Raw genomic sequence first — 24,291 nt, forward strand, 5'->3', positions numbered from 1 at the left:
TGAGGGGATAAGTATTTATCCAGGCCGTATCGCAGCGTACATTCGCGCTTGCTCGTCGCCATTGGAACGGTCCCCAGGCGGACCGGACACCCCTTCCAGGAGGACACGGCTGTGCAGCCCTACCAGTTCTTCACGCCCATTCCTGCCCCGACGGACGCGCTGCAGACGGTCAAAGACTGGTTCTACCACCGGCGTACCCAGGTCGCGGCGCTCGTGAAGTCCTACACCCCGAAGTCGGACTTCAGCCAGGACGACATGACCGCGCTGCAGAGCAAGCTCTCGGCGATGGAGAGCCTCCTCGCGACCGGCACGCCGCAGGCGACCGTCATCGCCAACTTCCAGGCCTGGCTGGGAGGCGGCAGCGACCGGTGGATGTGGGACTACTACGTCACCGACCAGCAGCGCAAGGATCAGGCCGAGCGGGTGCGCCAGGCCGAGGCCGCCCGGCTCGCCGCCATCGACCAGGCCAGGAACCGGGCCAGGAGCACCGCGCAGGGCGAGTGCGGGCGCAACGCGGGCGGGCTGCTGAGCGCCAAGGGCACCGGCCGGGTGATCGCGGGACTGGCCGTCGTCGGCGCGCCGGCCCAGGTCTACACCGGCTACAGCGGCGCCGACATGCACACCCACGTGACCCACGCGCTCATCACCCCGCTGCTGGCCGGGGTGCGCAAGGCCGAGGAGTGGCCGATCGAGGCCTGCGCCGAGGTCGACGCGCTGAAGTCCTACCTGCACAGCCAGGTGCCCGCATTCGCCTCGATCAACAACATCCCGGAGGGCTCGCTGGTCTTCCATGCGATGGTCTGGCACCCGGGCGGCATGTGGGCGGGCAAGCAGACCTCGGCCCGCTGGCAGGACAGGGGTGCCTGCGCCAACTGCGACCAGTGGCTGAAGAAGATCGGCGCCCTGCGCGCCTGACCTGGCGAGAGGCGAGGCGCGCCCGGCCCGCCGTACCCGGTGGGCCGGGTCGCGCTCGTCAGCCGGTCGGGCGGCTCCTGCGCGCGTGGTTGGCGTGCTTGCGCGCGGCGTAGGCGTGCGCGTCGGCCAGCAGGTTCCGCACGGCGGCCAGGCTCGCCTCGCCCGGGTTCAGCACCGCCGCCCACAACTGGCCCGCGTAGATCGGATGCGGGATCACGGTGTCGAGAACGGAGTGGTCGAACCCGGTCACGAAGACGCCGTCCTCGTCGCGTTCGGTGGGCGCCGGGCCGAACAGGGTGACGTACCCGGCCTTGGTCAGTCCGATGTTCAGCCGGTAGACGCCGGGACGGCTCAGCCGGGAGACGGTGTCGTAGGTGTCGCCGTTCATCAGGGTCGCGAACGGCATCTGGCGTTCGGGCGGCAGGTCGCCGTCCGGGTCGTAGAGGTAGAACCGGTCGCCCGCGTGCTCCATCGTCCTGACGGAGTCGAAGGTGTCGTTGATGTAGGTGTTCATCTGGTCCGCGTCCATGACGGGCAGCGCCTTTCGGGGTCGGGAAGCCACCCTTCAAGTGTGTCATTGAACTGCTAATTGAGGCTTTTCTCCGGACAAGCCGGTCATCGGGCGGGAAAACCTTCAAAGCAGGTCGCGGGGTGTGCCAGGATGCCTGAGCATGACGTTCGGCGTACGGCAGTTCGAGTTGGTGCTCATGCACAGGATGCGCGACCTCAACGCGCCCAGGGTCGAGGACGCGCTGCGCGAGATGCGCGCCTCCGGCGCCGAGGTGCGGGCGGCGCAGACCCTTTGGACCAGGATGGCCTACTCCGCCAGGGGGCCCAAGGGGCTGGCGATGTTCAGGCGGGTGCTCGGGCCGCCGGTCGAGACGGCCCAGCGGCAGGTCGGCAGCCTCACCTGTGACGTGGCCCGCTGGGAGTTGCCCTCCTGGCCCCGGCTGCGGATGGAGCTGGTGCTCGGTCCCGGGGGAGAGGTGTGGAACCAGTGGTTCGTGCGGCCGGCCGGGGTGCTGCCGCTGACGTTCGAGGACCTCGTCGCGTGGCGGTGCGTCGTGGGTGACGTGGTGGGCAGCTTCCCCGGTGCGGTCCAGCGGGAGGGCGGCGCGCCGCACCACTGGGCGGTCGACCTCACCCACGAGGGCAGGGCCTACCAGGCCAGATTCGTGTTCGGCCTCCTCCAGCGACTGGACGAGGCCTGATACACGGCCGATACGCGGCCAAGCGGCGATGGAGACATCCCGGGCGCAGGATGAAGGGTAGTGTCGCCAGCAGGCCGTACGTCGAGTTTGGGAAGAGATGTCTGATTTGGATGGTGGGAGTGTGCCCTCACTCCTGCTCGTGGAAGACGACGAGGTGATCCGCAAGACGGTCGCCATGACCCTGCGGCGCTACGGCTACGAGGTGTCGGCCGCGGGTGACGGGCTGACCGGGCTCGAACTGTTCCGCGAAGGCGGGCACGACCTGCTGGTGCTCGACGTCATGCTGCCCGCGCTCGACGGCATCGGCCTGTGCCGCAAGGTACGCGAGACGAGCGTCGTGCCGATCCTCATGATGTCGGCCAGGGGCGACTCCCTCGACGTGGTGTCGGGGCTGGAGGCCGGGGCCGACGACTACGTGGTCAAGCCCGTCGACACGGCCGTGCTGGTGGCGCGTATCCGCTCACTGCTGCGCCGGGCCGCGTTCACGCCGCCCGCGCCCGTCCAGCCGGTCGGCGCGCTGCTCGTCTTCGGCGATCTGAGCATCGATCCGCAGGGCCTCGAGGTCCACAGGGCGGGCGAGCCCGTCACCCTGGCGCCGAGCGAGCTGCGGCTGCTGCTGGAGTTCGCGGCCAATCCCGGGATCGTGCTCGACCGGCAGGTCCTGCTGCGCAACGTCTGGGACTACGGCTGGGACGGCGACAGCAGGGTCGTCGACCTGTGCGTGCAGCGCCTGCGCAAGAAGATCGGCGCCGACCGCATCGAGACGGTGCGCGGCTTCGGCTACAAGCTGCTGCGATGAGGCCGCCCCACTGGCTGCGCGAGCTGCTGAACTGGCGCTCCCTCCGCTGGAAGACCGCCGCCCTCGTCGCGGTCGCCGCCTGCGCCGTGACCGCCGTCGTCGGCGTGCTCGTACACCGCTCGACCTTCGCCTGGACCATGACGGTCGGCGAGCACCGCGCCTACGAGGCGCTCGAAGAGGCCTACGCCGCCCACCGGAAGACCGGGACCGACGAGGACTTCCCGCCGCCGGACGACGTCCCGCCCGCCCTGCTGGTACGCGCCGCCTTCGACGACGTCGCCTTCTGGTACGACGACAGGAAAGCGGGCGAGCCCTGGATGTGGGCGGGCCGCCTGGTCGACGGCGAGATGATGGCCGTGCAGATGGCCATGGGTCCGGAGGAGCTCAGCCTGCGCGCCCTCGACCGGCACATCGTGATGGCGGCGCTCGCCGCGCTCGCCGTCGTCTTCCCGCTCGCCGCGTTGGCCGCGGGCCTGCCGAGCCGCAGGCTGCGCCGGGTCGCGCACACCGCCCGCCGCATCGCCGACGGCGACCTGGACGCCAGGATCGGCACGAAGGGCGGCACGCGGGACGAGATCGGGGAGATCGCGGTCGCGGTCGACTCGATGGCGGGCTCGCTGCAACGACGGCTGCTGAGCGAGCAGCGTTTCACCGCCGACGTCGCGCACGAGCTGCGCACGCCGGTGATGGGCCTGATGACATCGGCCGAACTGCTGCCCGAGAGCGAGGCGACCGATCTGGTCCGCGACCGTGTGCTCGTGCTGCGGACGCTGGTGGAGAGCCTGCTGGAGATCTCCAGGCTGGACGCGGGCGCCGAACGCGCCGACAGCACGCCGGTGCCGCTCGGCGAGGTCGTCGCCGAGACCGTGCGGCGCACGGGGCTGGCCGCCGAGGTCCTGGTGAGCGGCAGGCCGGTCGTGCGGACCGACCCGCGCCGCCTCGATCGCATCATCGCCAACCTGGTCATCAACGCGCACCGGCACGGCCGTGCGCCCGTGACGGTCGAGGTGGGCGCGGGGAGTGTCACCGTACGCGACCAGGGGCCCGGGTTTCCGGCCGCACTGCTGGCCGAAGGGCCGCAACGCTTCCGTACGGGCGCGTCGGAGCGTGGGACGGGGCATGGGCTGGGGCTGGCGATCGCGCTCGGGCAGGCTCAGGTGATCGCCGCCACCCTGACCTTGGCCAACGCTCCCGGGGGTGGCGCGGTCGCCACGCTGCGGCTTGCGCAGGTGGCGGGGGAGGATGGGGCCGGGGGCTGACTTGGGCCCTTGCAGGGGGGCAATGGCAGGTTTACAATCCGAAACCATTAGGAAAGTTTCCTAATGGAAAAACGGATGCGGGGGCTCCAACCAGCCCCTACGTCTTCGGTGCGGCCAGGCCCGGCGGAAACGCACCTCGGTCTGCGGCTGCTTCGCGCGCGCGAGACGGTCGCAGGCTTGTCAGTGCCCACACCCCCCACCCCCCTGGAAGTGTGACGTGAGATTTCGTGTCCTCGTCCTCGCGCTACTCGCCGTCCTGGTGACAGGAGTAGGCGTACCAGCGATGGCCGACGCCGGCACCCGGCAGGCGAGCGTGCAGTCGGCCGCCGCCGAATGGGCCCCCTATACCGCGTATGCCACGGGCGCCGTCGTTTCCTACAACGGCGTCAACTACCAATGCATTCAGGGACACACCTCCCTGCCCGGCTGGGAGCCCAACCGGGTTCCGGCCCTGTGGAAGGTCTCCACCGGAACGCCGCCCGACACCCAGGCGCCCACGACTCCCGCGAACCTGCGGAGCACGGGCGTGACCAACAACAGCGCCTCGATCGCCTGGGACGCCTCCACCGACAATGTCGGCGTCACCGGCTACGAGGTCTACCGCGGCACCCAGTTGGTGACGACCGTGACCGGGCTGACCTACGCCGACCCTGGCCTGGCCTCCTCGACCACCTACACCTACAGCGTCCGCGCCCGTGACCTGGCGGGCAACCGTTCGCCCAACAGCGCCTCGATCTCCGTGACCACGACGGGCGGCACCGGCGTGCCCGGCCAGCCCGGCGCGATCACGGCCACCCCCGCCGACAACAGCATCGCCCTGAGCTGGGGCGCGGCCACCGGCACCGTGGACGGCTACCGCGTGTACGAAGGCGCGGTGCGGCGGGCCGACATCAGGCTGACCTCGGTCACCATCACCGACCTCGGCACCTGCGAGCCGCACACCTACACGGTCAGGGCCTACAACGGCAACGGCGAGGGCGCCGGTCGTGACGTGAGCGCCACCACCACGGGCTGCACCAACCCGAACCCGGCCAAGCTTCCCGGCGCCCCGTACCTGTACATGGGCTGGGGCAACCCGCCCAACCCGGGCACCGTGATGGACGCGACCGGCGTCAAGTCCTTCACGATGGCCTTCATCCTCGCGCAGAACGGCTGCAACCCGGCCTGGGACGGTCAGCGTCCGCTGGCGGGCGGCACCGACGCCACCGCGATCAACACGATCAAGTCCAAGGGCGGCAGCGTCGAGATCTCCTTCGGCGGCTGGAGCGGCAACAAGCTCGGCCCGAACTGCTCCACCCCCGCCGCCTTCGCCGGTGCGGTGCAGCAGGTCATCAACGCGCACGGCCCGGCCGTCGTCGACTTCGACATCGAGAACACCGACGAGTTCGAGAACTACACCGTTCAGGACCGGATCCTCAACGGTCTGAAGATCGTCCGTCAGAACAACCCGAATGTGAAGATCGTCGTCACCATCCCCACCTTCAAGACGGCGCTGAGCGCGGCGGGCGTGCGCCTGGTCAACCAGGCCAAGGCCCTGAACGTGCCGATCGACAACTACACGATCATGCCGTTCAACTTCAGCGGCACCAACATGTACCAGGACACCGTCAACGCCTCCGAAGGCCTCAAGAACGCCCTGAAGAGCGCCTTCGGCTGGACCGACGCCGTGGCCTACGCCCACATGGGCATCTCCGGTATGAACGGCAAGTCCGACCAGGGGGAGACCACCACCCCCGCCATCTGGACCCAGATCCGTGACTGGGCCAAGTCCAAGGGCCTGACCAGGTTCTCCTTCTGGGCGACCAACCGCGACCGTGTCAACGGCGGCGGCGTCCCGCAGGCCGAGTGGGAGTTCACCCGGATCACCGCGGGCTTCTGACCCGTGATCGAACCGGACACAGCACGATAGAGGGGGGCGGGTGATCACCCGCCCCCCTTTCGTCTGTCTGCGGGTCACCTGTCCGCGGGCTCCTCGACGTCGAGCAGTTCGCGCAGCAGTCGCACGCTCCTGCCCCCGTGCGCCTCCGCCTCGGGGCCGGAGCCGCTCTCGCCCAGCCTGCGCAGCGTCCGGGCCTCGCCGAAGCGGTAGCCGCTCCTGCCGTGGATGTCCAGCGCGAGCAGGGCCTGCCGTACGGCCTCGGCGGGGTCGGCCGCGGTGTGCGCGATGTCGGCCAGCGCGTTGTGCGCCAGGCCTTCGAGCAGGAGGAAGGAGCGGTCGCGGGCGATCTGGAGCGCCTGCTCCGCCAGGGCCCTCGCCTCGCCCGGCCGGTCCGCAGGGGTCACGTTCGCCAGGCCGATGAGCGCCGTGGTCCTGACCACCAGGTGGGTCTCCCCGGCCATCTCCAGGGCCCTGCGGTAGTGCTCGGCGGCCCCGGCATGCCTGCCCGTGTGCTCGCGCAGCCTGCCGAGCGTGTTGTGCGCCATCGCCTCCAGCAGGCGGTCGCCGTGGTCGCGGCCGCACAGCAGGGCGCACTCGGCCAGGACCAGGGAGGAGTCGTACCTGCCCAGGTCGCAGTCGATCTCCGAGAGGATCACCAGGCACGGCACCTCGACGGCATGCGAACCGGCGGCCTGGCTGCGGGCACGGGCACGGGCGAGATGGCCGAGCGCCTCGCGGTAGCGGCCGAGCAGATAGCAGACCTCGCCGATATTGAGGGCGATCATGCCGTCCGGGTCGGGGTGCATCGGCAGGGCGAGCGTGAGGTGGCGGAAGGCGGCGTCCAACCGGCCGAGCTGGGCGTACACCGCGCCCAGGTTGACGTGCTTGACGCCCAGCCAGGCCGAGTCGCCGTCGACCTCGTCCAGCGCTATGCCCTCGGTCAGGCGGCGGGCGGCCTCCTCCAACTGGCCCAGACGCAGGTGCGTGCCCGCCAGGTTGTTCCTGATGGAGGACATGCCCTGCTTCCACTCGCCCTGGTCGGCGAGCCTGAGCGCCTGGGCGTAGAGCGCCGGGGCGTCGCCGCGCTCCTGGAAGGCGTGCGCGTCGGCCAGCGAGAGCATGGCGGCGGCCGCGCCTCGCACGTCCTGCTCCTCGCCGGCGACCGAGACGGCCGTCTGGGCGCAGGAGAACCAGTCGTTCATACTGCCGCTGGCCCAGAAGTAGCAGCGCATGGCGTCGGTGAGCAGCCACGCCGACGGCCGCGGACCGGACCTGGCCGCCTGGTGCACGGCCGCCACCAGGTTGCGGTGCTCGACGGCCAGCCACCTGGAGGCCGAGGCCACGTCGGTGAACGAGGCGAGCGGCACACCGTCGGCCACCGTGCCCAGCGGCAGCCTGGCCCAGTGCGGATGGGTCTGGGCGACGGCCGCCCTGACCCCGAGCAGGTACCAGTCGTACAGGCGCTGCCTGGCCGCCGCCATCGCCCGGGGGCTCTCCTGCGCGCCCGCGCGTTCGGCGGCGTACAGGCGCAGCAGGTCGTGGAAGCGGTAGCGGCCGAGCGAAGACCTGTCGACCAGATGGGCTCCGGCCAGCCTGGACAGCTGCACGGCGGCCTCGTCCACGGCGCACCCGCCGAGCGCGGCGACGGCCTCGGTCGGGAAGTCGGTCCCAGGCACCAGGCTGAGCAGCCGGAACACACGCGCCGCACCCGGCGGGAGCGCCGCGTAGGACAGGTCGAACGCGGCCTGTACGGCGGTGCTCGTGGTGCCCTCGATGGCGAGTTCGGCCAGCCGGTCACCCTGGCGCAGCGCCGCCACGTAGTCGCTCACCGCGCCGTAGACGCCCCTGCTGATGTTGGCCGCCGCGATGCGCAGCGCCAGCGGCAGGTTCGCGCACAGCCGGGCCAGCTCGGCCAGCCCTCCGGCCTGCGTCTCGTGCACGGCCGGGCCGAGCACGTTGGCCAGCAGCGCCTGGGCCTCGTCGTCGCCGAGCACGCCGAGCTCCACGATCAGCGCGTCGTCGTGCACCTTCAGGCCCGACAGGTCGTTGCGGCTGGTGACGACGACCGCGCTGTGCCTGTTGGCGGGGATGAGCGGGCGCACCTGGTCGGGGCTGGTCACGTTGTCGAGCACGAGCAGCATCCTGCGCTCGGCCGTCATCGACCTGAACAGCGAGATCCTGGCCTCGACGTCGAGCGGCACGGCCGCGGCCGTCACCCCGAGCGCCAGCAGGAAGCTGGTCAGCGCGTCCCCGGCCGTCTTGGCCGCGGTGTCGGAGTAGCCGTGCAGGTTGTAGAAGAGCTGGCCGTCGGTGAAGCGGTGGCGCACCCGGTGGGCCCAGTGCACGGCCAGGGCCGACTTGCCGACGCCCGCCGTGCCGCTGAGCACGGTGACCCTGGCCGCGGTCGGGTGCGCGTCGGCGGCGGCGAGGTAGGAGTTCAGCTCGCCGATCTGCAGGTCGCGGCCGGTGAAGGTGGCGATGTCCGGCGGGAGCTGCGCGGGCATGAGCACGGGCCTCGGACCCGGCGCGGGCGACTCCTCGTGGAAGATCGCGTCGTAGGCCTCCCGCAGCTCGGGGCCGGGCTCGATGCCGAGGTCGTCCCTGAGCCTGAGCCGCAGCTCGGCGAACGCGCGCAGGGCGGCCGCCCGCTGCCCGGAGGCGGCCAGCGCGAGCAGGATCCGCGCGTTGAGCCCCTCGTGCAGCGGCTCGGCTGCGGCGAGGTCGCGCAGCCGTTCCAGCGCCTGCTGGTGGCGGCCGGCCCGCATCGCCAGGTCGGCGTACTCCAGGGTCGAGAGCAGGCGTTGCTGCGCCACGGCGACGACCACGGGGTGCTGCAGCGTGTCCCTGGTCAGGTCGGCGAGCACGGACCCGCGCCAGGCCGACAGCGCCTCCTCGTAGGCGCGCTCGGCCTCCTCCGCACGTCCGGCCCCGCGGTGCTCGGCGGCCTGTCCGACCAGGTCGGTGAAGTGCAGCAGGTCGCTCTGCCCCGCCGTGAGCGTGAGCCGGTAGCCCGCGCCCGTACGGCTGATCGGGGAGGGGCCCGCGCCCGTCCCCTCGAAGAACCTGCGCAGCCGTGAGACGTGGGTGTGCACCAGGTTCAGATAGGCGGCGGGTATCTCCTCGCCCCACAGGAAGTCGACGATCTCGGTATGGGTGACGACGCTGTTGGCCTGGAGGGCGAGCAGGCCGAGCAGGCGGCGCTGCATGGGCGGCTTGAGGTCGACGGCACGGCCGCGCACCCTGATCGTCAGCGGTCCCAGCAGCTCGATACGCAACGCCTGCTCCGGAGCGGGCTCGCCGAGGCCGAGCAGCTCCAGATCGGCCGCCGACAGGCCGACGGCCGCGGCCACCTTGCGCACCGAGCGGGCCTGGGGGCGTCTGACCAGCCCCTGCTCGATGTCGCGCAGTGTGCGCACACTGACCCCGGCCCGACCGGCCAGCTCCTGCTGCGTGATGCCCGTCCGCTTCCGATAGGCGAGCAGCGCTTCGCCCAGCGTCATGACGCCCCCCTGACACGTGTGCCCATCGCGTTGCCAAGCTACTGCTTTGGAGACGGCCGCGGCCTCCGGTTTCTGCCGATCGTGGTGACTTCTGCCGGTCTGGAGCCAAGGGATCGGTATTCGGGCAGGTCAGCGGCCTGCCGTACGGCATTAATAGGGGGTTGTCCCTCCAGCTGTCGTCCAGCCTCCTGACACGGGCCCGCAATAGGCTCGGCGTGCCGATCGCACGGGGGCGACGATGTTGCGAAAGGAACCACAGTGAGCCGAACCATGCGTAGATTGCGGTCCGGTCAGAACAGATGTCAGATCGCGGAAGGCTGGCGGGCGCCGAGCCCGCCCTGTTGTGCGCGTACGCCTTTCCGGTCGGTGGTCGCCTATGCCACCGACGGGGTGAGCTCGCTCGGGGTGAGCTCGATGAGCGCCGTGTTCGCCGATCGCTCGGCGATGGGGCTGCCGCCCATGAGCCTGCGCGTGTGCGCGGACCGCGCGGGCGGCCTGCGGACCGACCTGGGCCTGCTGATGGAGGTCGAGCACGGTCCGGAGGTCATGAAGGACGCCGACCTGATCATCCTGCTGCCGACGACGCGCAGGCCGCTGAGCCTGCGTGAGCCCGTCGCCGAGGCCGTGCGCGCGGCCTACCGGCGGGGCGCGATCGTCGCCGCGTACTGCACGGGCACGTTCCTGCTGGCCGAGACCGGACTGCTCGACGACAGGCGTGCCACCACCAACTGGGGCTGCACCGACATGCTCGCCGCCGGCTACCCGCAGGTCCTCGTGGAGCCGCAGGCGCTCTATGTCGACGAGGGCAGGATCCTGACCGGCGCGGCCGCGACCGCGGGCGTCGACATGAGCCTGCATCTGCTGCGCAGGGAGCACGGCGCCGCCGTGGCCAATGTCGTGGCCAGGGAGACGATGGTCGCGCCGCGCAGGGAGAGCGGGCAGGTGCACTACCTTCCCGCCTTCGCCGACGAGGGCACCGAACTCGACGACACCGGCCTGGCCGACGTCCTGGCCGGGACGCGCGACCGGCTGCGCGAGGTGCTGTCGGTCGAGGACCTCGCCAAGCACGCCCTGATGAGCCCGCGCACGTTCGCCCGCCGTTTCCGCCAGGCCACCGGGACCACACCGCACGCCTGGCTGCTCGACCAACGCCTCGACCGGGCCGAAGAGCTCCTGGAGACGACGGGCCTGCCGATCCAGAAGGTGGCGCACCTGGTGGGCTTCAGCTCCGACGGCGCCCTGCGCGACCACTTCGTGAAGCGTCACGGCGTGCCGCCGAGAGCCTACCGGCGGGCGTTCGGCGGGTGAGGCGTCAGGAACGCCTCAGGCCCGACCTGCGGGCCAGCTCGTCCTCGGCGCCGCTGCCCTTCCGCGTGCCCGGCCTGGCCCGGGTGACGTAGCGGAAGGGCAGCCCGCCGGGTACGGCGAGCACACCGCCGTATCTGGTGTCGCCGGCGAACCACACCTGTTCGCCGCCCGCACCGCGTCCCGGAGGCGGGAAGGAGCAGTGGCTCTGGCCGTCGGGCTGCAGCAGCACCACCCTGCCGTCGGAGCTCCAGCGTCTTCCGCCCGACCGTTCGCCGCTCGCGGCCACCACGCGCACCGACCTGCCCTGGCACGGCCACACCTGCCAGCCGTAGGTCTCCAGCACCAGCCGCTCCCGCCCCCGTGCCCGGCGCCACAACGCCACCAGCCCGGCCGCCGCGGCGAACAGAACCAGGAAGGCGACTCCCATCGCGCCCGCCGCTCCCGGCCTCGGCAGCAGCACCGCCGCGAGCACGGCCAAGGGGATCAGCACGGCCGCCGCCCAGACCAGACCGCCGCGCTCCCGCCGCCGCAGCACCTGCTCGACACCCGGGCTGCGGACGGCGGGACCGGGCAACACGGCGTAGCCGTACTCTTCGGCGATCACTGCGCACCTCCGGGTGACAGGGACGGCGGGTCCTGTCCAGTGTGCGGGTCGTCGAGCGCGTCGACGGCGTCGAGCATGACGTCCTGGGCCCTGCGTCTGGCGTGCGCCGAGCAGATCACGCTCTCGGCGAGCTCGACGGTGCTCCTGGCGTCACGGTAGCCCTGGGCGCGCAGGCGCCGGAGGCGGGCGGGGGAGAAGTCGAGCAGCCCGGTCGCGGCGCCGGTCGGGCCGGGCGCGCTCAGGGCTTCGTCCGGGCGTATCTCCAGGATCTTCGCATCGGGGAAGCGGCCCGCGTCCCACAGCACGCCTCGGGTGAGCATGGTCACCAGGATGAGGTCGAGCTCGCACCCGGCCACCAGCGGCCCGGCGGGCGCGTTGGCGTAGGCGCCGCCGAGACCGCCGTCACGGTAGAAACGCCCGCCCACCCAGCGGCCGGGCAGCACGGGCGGCAGCGCCGAACTGGCCAGCACCGCCTGGACGCGTTCGGCGGGCGTGAGGTCGTTGACCTTGATCCAGTGCGACTGGACGCCCGTCGCCGCGCTCAGCACGTCGGCCGCCCACAGGCCCTCGGGCGGCGTCGAAGGAAAGGCCGACACCCAGAACGGCAGGCCGGACGGCAGCGACGCCATGTCGACATGCGTGCGCAGCAGGCCCTCGACGAAGCCGGGCGCGAGCACCGGGCCTCGGCTCATGGCCACCAGGCCGCGCCGCCCGTCGCCGGTGACCGCGCCGACCTCCTCCCACAGGCCGCGCAGCCGTACGGCGGCCGCACCGAGGGAGGGCGAGGTCGTCACGACGGCCGCGTTCAGCGCGCCGATGCTGGCCGCGGCCACGGCGGTGACATCGACACCGGCCTCGGCCAGGTAGTCGATCACCCCCACCTGATAGGCCCCCTTGGCGCCGCCACCCGCCAGCACCAGCCCGACCCGCGCCCTCCCGCCGAAGCAGCCCTCGCTCATCGGCTCACCGCCTCCCAGCGCCGCCACGACTCGGCGGCCAGGTCGAACTGCTCGCGTACGACGAGTTCGACGAAACGCCCGGCGGTGGCGCCGCCGTCGAGCGGGCCGACCCGGCGCCTGCTCAGGGCCAGCGCCGTACGGGCCGGGCTGTCCGGTCTGGCCTCCTCAGGCAGGGAGGCCAGCTCCATGGTCAGCGCCGCCGTCCGGGCCAGCGGCCGGTCGTCGAGTGCGAGTTCGGGGCGCAGGCCGCTGTCGAGCACCTCGGCCAGCAGCAGGCAGCGCTCGGGCGAGTTCAGCTGCTCCCAGGCCTCGTCGAACTCCTTGACGAACACGATCGCCCTGGCCGGAGCCTCGGCTACCCGCTCCACCGAGGCCAGGACCGTCCTGGCCGCCCTGGGGGCGTAGGTCCGCTCGCCGTGCTGGGCGTCCCACCTGCCGCACGGCCCTGCGGCGAGCTGCCTGGCCATGAGGATCGCCTGGTAGGGCCAGGGCACGCCTCGATAGGCGCTCGCGGCGGCCGCCGCCACCTCGTCGAGGTCGCGGTCGGCCGCGTACCTGAGATCGACCGAGGCACGCCACTCCTCCAGCACGCGGAAGCGCTCGCCGACCACCTGGAGATGGCCGTCGACGAAGGCGGCCAGCTCCCCGACCTCGGCCGAGAGGCTGCGCTGGGCGTGCCGCGTCGCCTCGGTGACCGCCTTGACCTGCCTGAGGTGCTCGGCGACACGGGCCAGCGCCAGGTCGGTGACGGCGGCCGACCTGTTGGCCTCGGCGGCGGCGTCGGTGAGCGCGCGCTGGCCGACGACCAGCGCGCGGAAGGTCAGCAGCTGCTTCTCCAGCCCTTGCCCGGTCACGGCGTCGGCGAGCCTGGCGATCACTCCGGCCTCGGCGCGGTCAGCCGTCACGCCCCTGGCCACGCCGAGGCCGTTGACCAGCTCCAGCAGCCTGCGATCGGCCACTCCCGGCAGGTGTTGCGCCATGCGCCGTGCTTCCGCGCTGATCGACACTCCGCTTCGTCCTCTCCATCGCCCAGGTCAGATCGGCCAGCTCCGCGCGCATCCGCCGGGTCGGCGGGCCCGTGGCGCCCAGGCCCGCGACGGCCGTCCGCGTCACGGCCAGGCCGGGCACACACAGGGCCGATGCCGTGACGGCCGCGCGCACCTCCTCGACGCCCGAGCGCGCCAGCCAGCGCCCGCCACGCGCCGCCCAGGTGAGCGACACCTCGAACGTCGCCGCCCCGGGCAGCCCGAGCAGGTCGCGTACGGCCGCCGAGGTCGTGTCACGGTCCAGGTCGGCCGAGCTCTGCCGCTGGTCGACCCGCGTGACGACGATCCACACCAGCGAGGGGTCGAGCCCGGCCAGGTACGGCCTGACCCGCTCGGCGAACCCGGCCTGGGCCAGGCTGCCCAGCTGGGTGTAGTCGAGCACGACCACACAGCCGTGCGCCTCGGCCAGCTGCCCGGCCACGACGGTGTCGAGCAGCTCCACACCGGTCCTGCCGCCCGGCCCCGGCGTGTCGACGAACGCCGCGCGCCCGCACCCGTCCGCCGGGAGGCGTACCTCGGGCACCCAGCGGGCCAGCGCGCGCGTGCGGGCCTCCGGCAGCAGCAGGAGGGCGAGCCTGGCCAGTTCGTTGAGCTTGAACAGCCGGCGGCACACCGCGTCGGTCCCGTGCACGGCCTTGCGCGGCGCGAGCGAGCGCGGCCCCAGCTCGCGGGCGAACCTGGCCAGGGCGGGCTGCCCGTCGAGCTCGGGCGGCGACCCGTCCGCCAGCCGCTTGCCGATGAGATCGACCAGGTCGGCCACCCGTGCGGCCAGGCGAGGGTCGGGCCGCATGACGGGCTCGGAGCCGCAACGCGCCTTCGGGTCGAGGATCAGCCGGGTGGCCAGCACGGTCATCGGCTGTGCGCGATGCGGCACCAGGTCCCGGCCGAGCAGCGCGCACAGCAGGGCGGACTTGCCCGCGTTCATCGGCCCCACGACGGGGATGCGGGCCTCGACGGCCTTGCCCGCCGCCAGCCGTCGCAGATCGGCCAGGCGTGATGGGGGGAGTCGCCCGGCCGCGTTCCCGGCGATCCAGGCGAGCGCCGTCCCGGTGGCGGGGCTCAGTCCGCGCGGGTCGGGCTCGTGCTGGTCGGCCCAGGCGCGTTCGAGACGCCGGAGGCGGACCGCGAGCTCCTGCCAGCAGGCGATCGCCAGCGTCGCGGCGTGCAGCCGCCTGCCCGCCTTGCCCGGGTAAGGCGGGTGGCGACGCCTGCGTTTGCGCCGCGCGGCCACCTCGGCCGCGGCGACGCCCGCCCGCCCGCGCGCATGCAGCACGGCGGCCGAGGCCAGGCCTTCGAGCACGGGAACGAGCGAGCGCGCCGCCTGGTCGGCCGCCCTGAGCGCACGCGGGTCCGCGGCCGAGGGATGGGCGCGAGCGCTCCAGGTCAGCGCCTCCCGCAGCAGAGCGTCGAGGTCGCCCGTCATGGGCCGTCGGACGGCAGGCGCAGGCGGTGGTCGTGCAGCACCGCCAGCTCCTCGTTCACGTCGCGTTCGAGCTCGATCAAGGCGCTGCGGTGCCGCAGCCGCAGCTCCTCGTCCTGCTTCTGCAGGTCCAGCGAGCGGGTCAGCGTGTCGTGGTAGCGCTGGAGGTAGTCGCCGAGCCGGTCGTAGTACGCGGTGACCTCGCCGGTGACCCGGGTGGCGACATGCTCGTGCAGCTTGCCGCGCGCCTCGTCGAGCTGGGCGTGGAAGGCCTTGGCGAGCTGCTGCATCACGCTCTTCCTCGACACCGTGTAGACCTCCACCGACACCGGCCGTGTCTTGACGACGGTGACGTCCTTCTTCTTGAGCCAGAGCGTGTACCACAGGCGCGTGGACTCGATCTCCTCGTACTCCACGTCCCTGACCTCGACGCGCGACTGCGGATCGGCGACCGAGCCGGGGAGTTTGGCGCGGATGACGGTCTTGGGCACCCGCAGCTTGACCTTGAACGCCGTGGACAACGTCTGCGCGGCCCTGTCGATGAGCCCGCGCATCTGCCGCTCCTGCTCGACGACGATCTGGCCGGTGATCTGCCTGACCTGCGCGTCCAGGCGCGAGCGCCCGAAGTCGAGCAGCTCGCGCAGCTGCCCGGTGACCGCGCCCGCCATCTCGTCCTTGAACCGGTTGGCCTCCTCCAGCGTGGCGAACTCACGCTTGTCCGCCTTCGGCCGGTCGGAGAACAGATGGGCGAAGGCGTCGGCCAGCGCGCGTATCCCCGACCTCGCCGACTCCCAGCCGTCGGCCGGCTCGTACGGCGGGGGCGAGTCCACGCCCATCATCCGGATGTAGTGGTCGCCGTGCGCCCGCAGCTCGTTGGTGAACTGGTCGACGCTGTTCTTGAAGCGCCGCTGCAGCTCGGTGACGTTGGGCCGGTTGTCGCGGTAGCGGCGCAGCAGGTCCATCTCGGCGCTCAGCGCGGCCAGCTGCCTCTCCACCGCCTCGGCGTCCTCGCTCACCGCACTGCGTTCCAGGGAGACGATCGCGGCCAGGTCGCTCAGCGCGGCCTCGTAGCGGCGCAGCCCCGCGTCGATGACCTGCGGCCCCGCCGTCAGCCGCAACCTGGCGACCACGGTGCCGAGCAGGGCCGGGATCTTGCTCCGCCTGAGGAACAGCTCGGCGTCGTGCTTCAGGTCCTGCGCCGTGACGCCCTTCAGCCGCTCGGCGAGCTCCTCGTCGTCGTCGAGCGGGTGCAGCTCACGCAGCATCGAGGCGGCGGCCTCGCTCCGGGTGACCTGGAAGTCGTCGCCGCGCAGCCTGATCTCGGCCAGCACCCGCGAGCCGAGCAGCCCCCAGTTGGCCACCGTCTCGAACAGTTGCGTGTGCGCCTCGGCGTCGCTCATCTTGAGGCTGTGCCGTACGGCTTCGCGGGTGTCGGCGACGTTCAGGTCGTCCCTGGACTTGCGGGCGTCGATCTTGTTGACGACGGCGTAGAGCCGTTCCGAGCCGATGATCGACAGATGTCTGGCCAGGCGGCCCTCGATGTCGGCGGCGGCGTCGCTGCCCATCTGCGTGTAGTCGAGCACGACGAGGACGATGTGCGCGGCGGCGAGCTGGCGTTCCAGCGCCGGGCCGAGCCGGGTGGCGATGGCGTGCTCGTTGGGGCCCGGCGTGTCGATGATCGCCAGCTGCCCGCCCCTCGACCTTCCGGCCCCGAACGGGTGCACGTAGCCGGTCCGCAGCTCGGGCAGCTCGGAGATACGGCCGAGGAAGTCCTCCTCCTCGATGAGCAGCGCGGCCAGGCGCATCTCGTCGTTGAGCCTGGCCAGGATCCTGTGCACGTCGGCCGCGCCCCGGTAGGCGAGGGCGAGCGGGGCCGCCGTGCCGTGGCGCAGGGAGGCGGCCAGCTCGTTCAGGTAGGCGTGCTTCCTCGGGACCTCGCCGCCCCGGACCAGCGCATGGACGACCTTGCGCTCCAGCTCGGAGTAGAGGTCGAGGGTGGTGCGCGGGATCAGCAGCTCGGGGGAGTCCAGGTCCATGCCCTCGATCAGCAGGATCTTGGTCGGCAGTGTGGTCATGGGATTGGCCCGCGAGGGCAGCAGCTGGTAGCCGACGATGGCGTTGATGAGCGTCGACTTGCCCGCCTTCATCGGCGCGACGATCGGCATCAGGAGCTGCAGGTCCCGGACGTGGGCCAGATGCGCCTGGAGGTCCTGCCTGAACCTGTCGTCGTGCAGGTCGCCCTGGACGCCGAGCGCCTGCGCGTGCTCGACCAGGGCGAGGATCCGGTTGAAGGAGCGGATCACGTCCTGGTGCAGCTCCTCGATGGACCGGCTGTCGTCCTCGTTGCCGGTGGTCGTCATCGCATGCCTCCGTGCGCACTGGGGTCGGGCGGAACGACAGGCCGGTCGACTTGCTCTGTACTGATCGCGGACCGCATCCGACGTGTTACACCGTGCTCGGGTCGCATGGGGGGATTTGGCCGGATCCGGACAGGCTCCAGCGCGGCCCGTCGGGGGTGTCCTCGACACGGACACCGCACTCGGCCAGCGCCGTGCGCAGCATGTCGGCGTCGCCGTACGCGCCGGTCCTGCGGTGTTCGCCGCGCAGGACGAGGAGGCGGTCGACGATCGGGCCCAGCAGGGCGCGGGGGTCGGCCAGGCGGGAGATGACGCGGCGCAGCACCAGTCTGGCCTCGCCGACGCCGCCCGCGTCCTGCTCGGTGTCGGCGGACCAGCGGGCCAGCTCCTCCTCCAGCGCGAGCACGGCCGCGACGGCCTCGGCGGTGGCCGTCGCGGCCATGGCGGCCTCGAAACGCCGCTCGCAGGCGAGCAGCGCCTCGGCCAGTGTGGGCCGGCGATCGGGTACGGCGTCGGCGGTGCGCCGGGTGGGCGACGAGGCCTCGCCGGTCAGGTCGCCGCTGGTCAGGGCGCGTAACCGGGCCAGCGGCGCGGTCGTCCCCGCGTGCCACACCGTCTCGCGCCCGGCTCTGCGCACGGTGAGGGCGCCTCGGCCCGCCACGCGTACCTCGCCACGGTCCAGGTCGAGCACCAGGGCCGTGTGCTCGTCGATGCCCAGGACGCTCACGTCGTCGGGCAGGTCGCCTTCCATCTGGGCGAGTCTGCGTTCGCCGAGGTAGCAGAACCTGGTGTCGTGCGTGCCGCCTTCGGCGTTGTCGTAGTGCGGGATCAGCGCGACCCGCAGGCCGATCTCCCCGAGCAGGTCGAGCCCCTCACACCAGTGCGGATCGGCGCCCACCTTGTAGATCTCGTACACGGGCACGGCGAACACGCCCGCCGTACAGGCCGCGGCCGAGGCGAGCACCGTGACGCCCCTCCCGGCCCTGATCCTGGCCCGCAGCTCGCCCGCCGCCGATGTGGCACGCCAGCGCCGCAGCGCATAGGTCGGACTGCCTGGCCCGGAGAACACCCAGTCCGCCGTCACGATCTCCGTGCCGGTCACGACGTCGAGCCCCACACTGTGCGCGAAGTAGCGCCTGGCCCTGGCCGAGACGTCGGCCGCGTTCTCCTGGAAGGCGTAGGGGGTGTCGAGCAGCACGGCACGTGGTCGCGGGCCCAGCCGCGCGGCGGCCGAGCGGTGTACCTCGACCATGGTGGGGCTCGTCTCGCCCGAGCCGATCAGTACGAGCGTCCCAGGCCGCCGCGTCATCGTCGCCCACCTCTCCGTCTCGGCCCGGCGTCCGGGCCGTGCGCTTTCAGCGACGCACGGCCGGGCTCCTGCCGCAAGGGCCTACCGGCCGCGCATGGCCCGCACCGCGCCGCGATTGGTCTGGACGAGCCGGAAACGGTGGGCGTCCCCGGCGGCCTCGAACAGGGCGGCGGCGCGGCTCCAGGGCGCGTCGACCTCGTCGAGGCGTCCGGCCTGGCACAGGGCGAGCCCCAGGTTGTTGAGCGCGATGGCCTCGTCGTGCCCGGCGCCGAGCTCGCGGAAGGCGCCGGCGGCGCCGCGCTGGGCCTCGATCGCCTCCTCGGCCCGGCCGAGCTCGCCCAGCGCCAGGCCGAGGCCGCCGAGCGCCATCGCCTCCTGGTGCCGTTCGCCGCTCTCGCGGAAGGCGTCGGCGGCCCGGCGGCAGGCGTCGGCCGACTCGGCGAAGCGGCCGACGTGCCTCAGGCCGACGCCCAGGCAGCTCAGGGCGATGGCCTCGTGGTGGTGGTCGCCGAGCGCGTGATGGATCGCGACGGCCTCGGTGTGCGCGGTGACGGCCTCCTGCGGCCGGCCCCTCTCGCGCAGCGCCGTGCCGAGCGCGTTGAGGGCGAGGGCCTCGTCGTGCCGCCTGCCGTCCTCGTGGAAGAGGGCGGCGGCCCGGCGGCACGTCGTGACGGCCTGCTCGAAGTCGCGCACGTCGGTCAGGGCGAGGCCGAGGTTGCCCAGGGCGGTCGCCTCGCAGTACCTGTCGCCGCGCTCGTGGTGTGCGCTCGCGGCTCTGCGGCAGGCGGTGACGGCTTCGGCGAAGCGTCGCAGTTCGCGCAGGGAGACCGCCAGGCCGTTCAGCGTCACGGCCTCGCCGTGCCGGTCGCCGAGCCTGGCGAAGATCTTGGCGGCCTTGCGATGGGCGGTGACGGCCTCGCCGAAACGCCGTGTCCCGCTCAGGGCGTGGCCGAGGTGCAGCAGGGCGGTGGCCTCCTGGTGCCGCGTGCCGTGCCTGCCGTGCAGGGCGGCGGCCTGTTCGCACGGGGCGACGGCCTCACCGAAACGCCCGGCCACGACGAGCGCGTCGCCGAGCCCGCTCAGCGCACCGGCCTCACGCACCGGGACGCCGATCGCACGCGCCGCCCGTACGGCCAGGGAGGCGACGCCCACACTGTCGTGGATGTGGCGGCGCCAGTGCAGGTACGGGCCGATCCGGGCGGGCAGTTCGACCGCCACCTCGTGCCTGCCGGTCCGGGCGGCCACGGCCACGGCGGCGACGAGAGCGCCGTGCTCGGCGTCGAACCAGGTCAGCGCCTCCCGCCTGCCGTCCTCCTCGACGGCCCGCAATCCGCCGAGCGCGTCGTCCGCACCCGCCAGGTAGCAGGCGAACAGCCGGTCGAGCGCATGCTCGCGCCCGTCCTCGGCGGCCAGCGGCTGCCCGTGCTCGTCGGTGTGCAGCCTGACCAGGTCGTGCATGCCCCATCGGCCGGGCGCGGTGCGGACGAGCAGATGGGCCGAGGCCAGCTCCCGCAGCTCACGCCGCAGCGCACGCTCCTCGCCTCCGGCCAGCGCGGCGGCGGCGGGCAGCGACACGTCCGGCCCAGGGGCGGCGGCCAGCAACCGCAGCAGCCTGCCCTGCTCGGGCCGGTCGCGTACGAGATACCGGTAGGACAGCTCGAACGCCGCCCGCACCGCGATCGACCCGCCGGGCGCGCGCAGCACGTCGAGGCGACCGGCGGCGTCGGCGAGCTCGTCGGCCAGGTCGGCGGGCGGGCAGCCGGGATCGGCGGCGAGCAGGGCGGCCACGATCTGCAGGGCCAGCGGCAGCCCGCCGCACAGCCCGGCGATGCGCGCCGCCGCCGACGGCTGGGCCCGCACGCGGTCGTCGTCACGCCTGATGCCGAGCGCGGTGTCGAGCAGGTCGAGCGAGGTCTCGACCGGTAGCACGTCCAGGTCGAGCAGCCTGGCGGGCAGCGGCAGCGTGTGCCGTGAGGTGATCAGCAGCCGGTGGACGCCTCCCGCGGGCAGCAGCGCCCGCACCTGGTCGTCGTCGGCGGCGTTGTCGGCCACGACCAGCACCCTGGACCCGCGCTCCGCCAGCGCCGAGCGGTACAACGCCAGCGCGGCCTCCTCCGTCGAGGGGATGTCGAGATCACGCGTGCCCATCAGGCGCAGCAGGTGGCACGCCGCGGCCCCCGCGCCCATCCGTTCGCCCGGGTCGGTGGCGTAGCCGTTCAGGTTGACGAAGAACACGCCGCCGGGGAACCAGCCGAGCTCGCTCGCCCGGTGCGCGGCCAGCAGCGCGAGCGCCGTCTTGCCGACCCCGCCCATCCCTGAGACGACCGACGCCGTCACACCGGGCGCCGCGCCTCCGGGCGACAGGAACGCCAGCAGCTCGCGCGTCTCCTCCTCACGCCCGACGAATCCGGGCTCGGCGGCCGGCATCCCGGCGGCGGCCTGCGGAGCGGGAGCGACCAGATGCACGTCACCGGTGAAGACAGGGGCCCGCAGATCGCCGCCGACCGCGACCGACCGCTCGCCACCCGCCCGTGCCCGACGCTTCGCCATGCCGCACACTGTGCTGCACGCGCCCGGCGCGCTCCGCCCACGTCACCCATCCGTTACCACCGGCGAAGGCCGAAAGTCCCACGACGCCGGGACCTTAGGGACAACGAGGCCGAGCCGTACGGCACTGCCCGGACAAGGCGGCGGGCGATGGGATGGAGGCGAAGCAGAGCAGAGCAGAGCAGAGCAGAAAGGGGCCGTCATGGCCGCCATCTCCAGGTCCCAAGCGCACGGCACGCAGCTCGCCGACGACACCCGCCCCGTCGCCTACGTCTGGGCGGTGGCCAGGATCCTGCTGGGCTGGACGTTCCTGTGGGCCTTCCTCGACAAGACGTTCGGCTGGGGCCTGGCCACACCCGCCGAGCGCGCCTGGCTCAACGGCGGCAGCCCGACGACCGGCTTCCTCAAGGGCACCGGCGACAACGCGCTCGGCGGCTTCTTCTCGGGACTGGCCGGGCAGGGCTGGGTCGACTGGCTGTTCATGACCGGACTGCTCGGCATCGGCCTGGCGCTCGTCGTCGGCGCGGGCGTGCGGATCGCCGCGGTGAGCGGTGGCCTGCTCCTGCTGATGATGTGGGCGGCCGAGCTGCCGCTGGCCAACAACCCCTTCCTCGACGACCACATCGTCTACGCCGTCGTCCTGGCCGGGCTCGCCATGGTGAACGCCGGGGACACGCTCGGCGCGGGCCGGTGGTGGAGCACCACCGCGCTGGTACGGCGTCATCCCTTCCTCAGGTAGTCCGCGGGCCGCCGACGCCCACCCGATCAGCCGGGTGGGCGTTTGGCGAGTGTCCTGCCAGCCTGCCGATATGGCAGAGATCGAGCCCCGCTCCCTGATCCCGAACATGCGTCTCGACGAGCTGCTGTCGGAGCTGCAGGTACGGCTCAACGCGGTGCTGTCGACCAGGGACAGGGTGCACGCCCTGCTGGAGGCCGTCGTGCTCGTGGGCAGCGACCTGGACCTGGAGACGGTGCTGCGGCGCATCGTCGAGACCGCGACCACGCTGGTCGACGCCAGCTTCGGCGCCCTGGGCGTGGTCGGGCAGGACAACACGCTGCTGCAGTTCATCCCGGTCGGGCTGAGCGAGGAGGAGATCGCCAGGATCGAGCACTGGCCGCACGGCCTCGGCCTGCTCGGCCTGCTCATCAAGGAGCCGCGCCCGCTGCGCCTGGCCCGCATCTCCGACCATCCCGAGTCCTACGGCTTCCCGCCGGGCCACCCGCCGATGGGCTCCTTCCTCGGCGTGCCCATCCGCGTGCGCGACGAGGTGTTCGGCAACCTCTATCTCACCGAAAGGCGCGGCGGCGGCGAGTTCGACGAGGAGGACGAGGCCATCGTCGTCGCCCTGGCCACCGCCGCGGGCGTCGCCATCGAGAACGCCCGCATGTACGAGGAGTCGCGCCGCAGGGAGACCTGGCTGACCGCGACGGCCGAGATCACCACCACCCTGCTGTCGGGCGCCGACCGCCACGAGGTGCTCACGCTGATGGCCAGGCAGGCCAGGCAGATGGCCGACGCCGACCTGGTGGCCATCCTGCTGCCCGACCCCGACCGCACGGCCCTGCGCCTGGCCATCGCCGACGGCGCGCACACCGGGTCGCTCGGCCATGTCGTGCTGCCGGTCGAAGGCTCGCTCGCGGGCCTGGCCTACACCGACGGGCAGGTGCGCACGGTCGACGACCTGCCGGGCAGCGACCGGCTCGCACCCGCTTCGGTCCTGCCCGGCCACGGCCCCGCCGCCGTGGTGCCGCTCGGCGCCGCCGGGGCCGTACGCGGTGTGCTGTCGCTGGCCAGGCGTTCGGGCAGGCTGCCATTCGGGCACAACGAGATGCGCACGCTGCAGGCCTACGCCGGCCAGGCCGCCATCGCACTCGAACTCGCCGACACCCGCAAGGACGCCGAGCGCCTCGGCCTGCTGGAGGACCGCGACCGCATCGCCAAGGACCTGCATGACGTGGTCATCCAACGGCTGTTCGCCACCGCGATGACGCTGATGAGCGCCGTGCGCCTGGTCGAAAGGCCGGAGGCGGCCACCCGGGTCCGGCATGCGATCGACGAGCTGGACCAGACGATCAGGCAGATCCGCTCCACCATCTTCGCCCTGCAGTCGGTCGAGGACGAAGGCCAGCCGAGCCTGCGCGCCTCGATCGTCGACATGGTGGAGAGCGCACGCGGCCATCTCGGCTTCATGCCGGGCCTGACGATGGAGGGCCAGCTCGACAACCAGGTGCCTTCGCCGGTCGCCGACCACCTGCTCGCGGTGCTGCGCGAGGCCCTGTCCAACGCGGTACGGCATGCCAAGGCAACCCGGGTCGACGTCGCGGCCGAGGTCGGCGCCTCCCGGCTGACCCTCGTCGTCCAGGACGACGGCATCGGCCTGGGCGAGAACGACAGGCGCAGCGGCCTGCGCAACCTCCAGGAGCGGGCCGCGAGCCTCGGCGGCTCGTTCACGGTCGCCTCGCCCGCCACCGGCGGCTGCCGCCTGACCTGGAGCGTGCCGCTGCCGGAGGACCGTTTCGCCTAGGGGTGGCGATCGGCCTTCAGCCGGGCGGCGAGTGCCGCGGCCTGGGTACGGCGCTGCATGTCGAGCTTGCTGAGCAGGTTCGAGACGTAGTTCTTGACCGTCTTCTCGGCCAGGAACAGCCGCTCGCCGATCTGCCGGTTCGTCAGGCCCTCGCCGATCAGTTCGAGGATGTGGCGTTCCTGGTCGGTGAGCGCGGCCAGCGGGTCGCGGCGTGCGGCGTTGTCGCGCAGGCGGGCCAGCATGGCGGCCGTGGTCTGCGGGTCGAGCAGGGACTGGCCCGCCGCCACCGTGCGCACGGCGCTGACCAGGTCGGAGCCGTGTATCTGCTTGAGCACGTAGCCGGAGGCGCCCGCCATGACGGCGTCGAACAGCGCGTCGTCGTCGGCGTACGAGGTCAGCATCAGGCAGGCCAGGCCCGGCAGTCTGGAACGCGCCTCGCGGCACACCTGGACGCCGTTGCCGTCGGGCAGCCTGACGTCGAGCACGGCGACGTCCGGCTTGAGCGCGGGGATGCGGGCGATCGCCGACTCGGCCGTGCCCGCCCCGCCGATCACCTCGATGTCGTCCTCGATGTCGAGCAGTGCGGCGACGCCTCGCCGTACGACTTCGTGGTCGTCGACCAGGAACACGCGAATCATGCTCCGCACGCTAGC

18 protein-coding genes are annotated in these 24,291 nt (G+C 72.5%); 8 read left to right on the forward strand and 10 right to left on the reverse strand.

What is annotated here, in order from left to right; all coding sequences use genetic code 11:
* The first annotated feature begins 111 nt into the window (after positions 1-111).
* The gene (locus ACTWNK_RS05355) at positions 112-915 is read left to right on the forward strand and encodes a hypothetical protein (protein ID WP_474302394.1); all 804 of its coding nucleotides are present in this window, start codon (positions 112-114) and stop codon (positions 913-915) included.
* A 58-nt stretch (positions 916-973) separates the two neighbouring features.
* On the opposite strand, the gene ACTWNK_RS05360 is transcribed toward ACTWNK_RS05355, so the two are convergent.
* On the reverse strand, positions 974-1,444 hold the full coding sequence (locus tag ACTWNK_RS05360; protein WP_474302395.1) for a DUF6194 family protein: 471 nt from the start codon (positions 1,442-1,444) through the stop codon (positions 974-976).
* Between the two features lie 142 nt (positions 1,445-1,586).
* Here ACTWNK_RS05360 and ACTWNK_RS05365 point away from each other — a divergent pair, with 142 nt between their 5' ends.
* The 4 genes from ACTWNK_RS05365 to ACTWNK_RS05380 all read left to right on the forward strand — a co-directional run bounded on the left by ACTWNK_RS05365 (position 1,587) and on the right by ACTWNK_RS05380 (position 6,063).
* Positions 1,587-2,126: a hypothetical protein gene (locus ACTWNK_RS05365; RefSeq protein WP_474302396.1), complete on the forward strand. Its 540-nt coding sequence runs from the start codon at positions 1,587-1,589 to the stop codon at positions 2,124-2,126.
* Between the two features lie 97 nt (positions 2,127-2,223).
* Positions 2,224-2,925 (forward strand): two-component system response regulator CseB, encoded by a 702-nt coding sequence (gene cseB / locus ACTWNK_RS05370; protein WP_474302397.1) that lies wholly within the window; start codon positions 2,224-2,226, stop codon positions 2,923-2,925.
* Positions 2,922-4,184: a sensor histidine kinase gene (locus ACTWNK_RS05375; RefSeq protein WP_474302398.1), complete on the forward strand. Its 1,263-nt coding sequence runs from the start codon at positions 2,922-2,924 to the stop codon at positions 4,182-4,184. Before cseB ends, ACTWNK_RS05375 begins: the two co-directional genes overlap by 4 nt.
* A 217-nt stretch (positions 4,185-4,401) precedes the next feature.
* A complete protein-coding gene (locus ACTWNK_RS05380; RefSeq protein WP_474302399.1) occupies positions 4,402-6,063 on the forward strand; it encodes a carbohydrate-binding protein in 1,662 nt (553 codons plus the stop codon).
* A gap of 74 nt (positions 6,064-6,137) precedes the next feature.
* Here ACTWNK_RS05380 and ACTWNK_RS05385 read toward each other — a convergent pair whose 3' ends face one another.
* On the reverse strand, positions 6,138-9,563 hold the full coding sequence (locus ACTWNK_RS05385) for a BTAD domain-containing putative transcriptional regulator (RefSeq protein WP_474302400.1): 3,426 nt from the start codon (positions 9,561-9,563) through the stop codon (positions 6,138-6,140).
* 414 nt (positions 9,564-9,977) lie between these two features.
* On the opposite strand from ACTWNK_RS05385, the gene ACTWNK_RS05390 reads away from it, so the two are divergent.
* Positions 9,978-10,871, forward strand: coding sequence for a GlxA family transcriptional regulator (locus ACTWNK_RS05390; RefSeq protein WP_474302401.1), 894 nt, complete (start codon positions 9,978-9,980; stop codon positions 10,869-10,871).
* Positions 10,872-10,875: 4 nt separating this feature from the next.
* Here ACTWNK_RS05390 and ACTWNK_RS05395 read toward each other — a convergent pair whose 3' ends face one another.
* From ACTWNK_RS05395 to ACTWNK_RS05425, 7 genes are all read right to left on the reverse strand, one after another.
* Entirely contained in the window at positions 10,876-11,475 is a 600-nt protein-coding gene (locus ACTWNK_RS05395; protein WP_474302402.1) for a hypothetical protein, read from the reverse strand.
* Complete coding sequence (locus tag ACTWNK_RS05400) at positions 11,472-12,434, reverse strand: patatin-like phospholipase family protein (protein WP_474302403.1); 963 nt, start codon at positions 12,432-12,434, stop codon at positions 11,472-11,474. The genes ACTWNK_RS05395 and ACTWNK_RS05400 overlap by 4 nt, the downstream gene beginning before the upstream one ends.
* Positions 12,431-13,414, reverse strand: a complete 984-nt coding sequence (locus tag ACTWNK_RS05405) for a hypothetical protein (RefSeq protein WP_474302404.1) — start codon at positions 13,412-13,414, stop codon at positions 12,431-12,433. Before ACTWNK_RS05405 ends, ACTWNK_RS05400 begins: the two co-directional genes overlap by 4 nt.
* Positions 13,329-14,903, reverse strand: coding sequence for a hypothetical protein (locus ACTWNK_RS05410; RefSeq protein WP_474302405.1), 1,575 nt, complete (start codon positions 14,901-14,903; stop codon positions 13,329-13,331). The genes ACTWNK_RS05405 and ACTWNK_RS05410 overlap by 86 nt, the downstream gene beginning before the upstream one ends.
* Positions 14,900-17,260, reverse strand: coding sequence for a dynamin family protein (locus ACTWNK_RS05415; RefSeq protein ID WP_474302406.1), 2,361 nt, complete (start codon positions 17,258-17,260; stop codon positions 14,900-14,902). Before ACTWNK_RS05415 ends, ACTWNK_RS05410 begins: the two co-directional genes overlap by 4 nt.
* Before the next feature lie 85 nt (positions 17,261-17,345).
* Positions 17,346-18,566 carry a type 1 glutamine amidotransferase family protein gene (locus tag ACTWNK_RS05420; protein WP_474302407.1) on the reverse strand — a complete coding sequence of 407 codons (1,221 nt, stop codon included), beginning with the start codon at positions 18,564-18,566 and terminating at the stop codon, positions 17,346-17,348.
* A gap of 81 nt (positions 18,567-18,647) precedes the next feature.
* Positions 18,648-21,116, reverse strand: a complete 2,469-nt coding sequence (locus tag ACTWNK_RS05425; protein WP_474302408.1) for an ATP-binding protein — start codon at positions 21,114-21,116, stop codon at positions 18,648-18,650.
* A 199-nt stretch (positions 21,117-21,315) separates the two neighbouring features.
* Here ACTWNK_RS05425 and ACTWNK_RS05430 point away from each other — a divergent pair, with 199 nt between their 5' ends.
* Together ACTWNK_RS05430 and ACTWNK_RS05435 are read left to right on the forward strand one after the other, a co-directional pair.
* A complete protein-coding gene (locus ACTWNK_RS05430; RefSeq protein ID WP_474302409.1) occupies positions 21,316-21,852 on the forward strand; it encodes a hypothetical protein in 537 nt (178 codons plus the stop codon).
* 70 nt (positions 21,853-21,922) lie between these two features.
* Positions 21,923-23,638 (forward strand): sensor histidine kinase, encoded by a 1,716-nt coding sequence (locus ACTWNK_RS05435; RefSeq protein WP_474302410.1) that lies wholly within the window; start codon positions 21,923-21,925, stop codon positions 23,636-23,638.
* Here ACTWNK_RS05435 and ACTWNK_RS05440 read toward each other — a convergent pair.
* Positions 23,635-24,276 carry a response regulator gene (locus ACTWNK_RS05440; RefSeq protein ID WP_474302411.1) on the reverse strand — a complete coding sequence of 214 codons (642 nt, stop codon included), beginning with the start codon at positions 24,274-24,276 and terminating at the stop codon, positions 23,635-23,637. The two genes, ACTWNK_RS05435 and ACTWNK_RS05440, sit on opposite strands and share 4 nt — an antisense overlap.
* Between the last annotated feature and the right edge of the window lie 15 nt (positions 24,277-24,291).

Source organism: Nonomuraea sp. IBHARD001 (assembly GCF_056106265.1).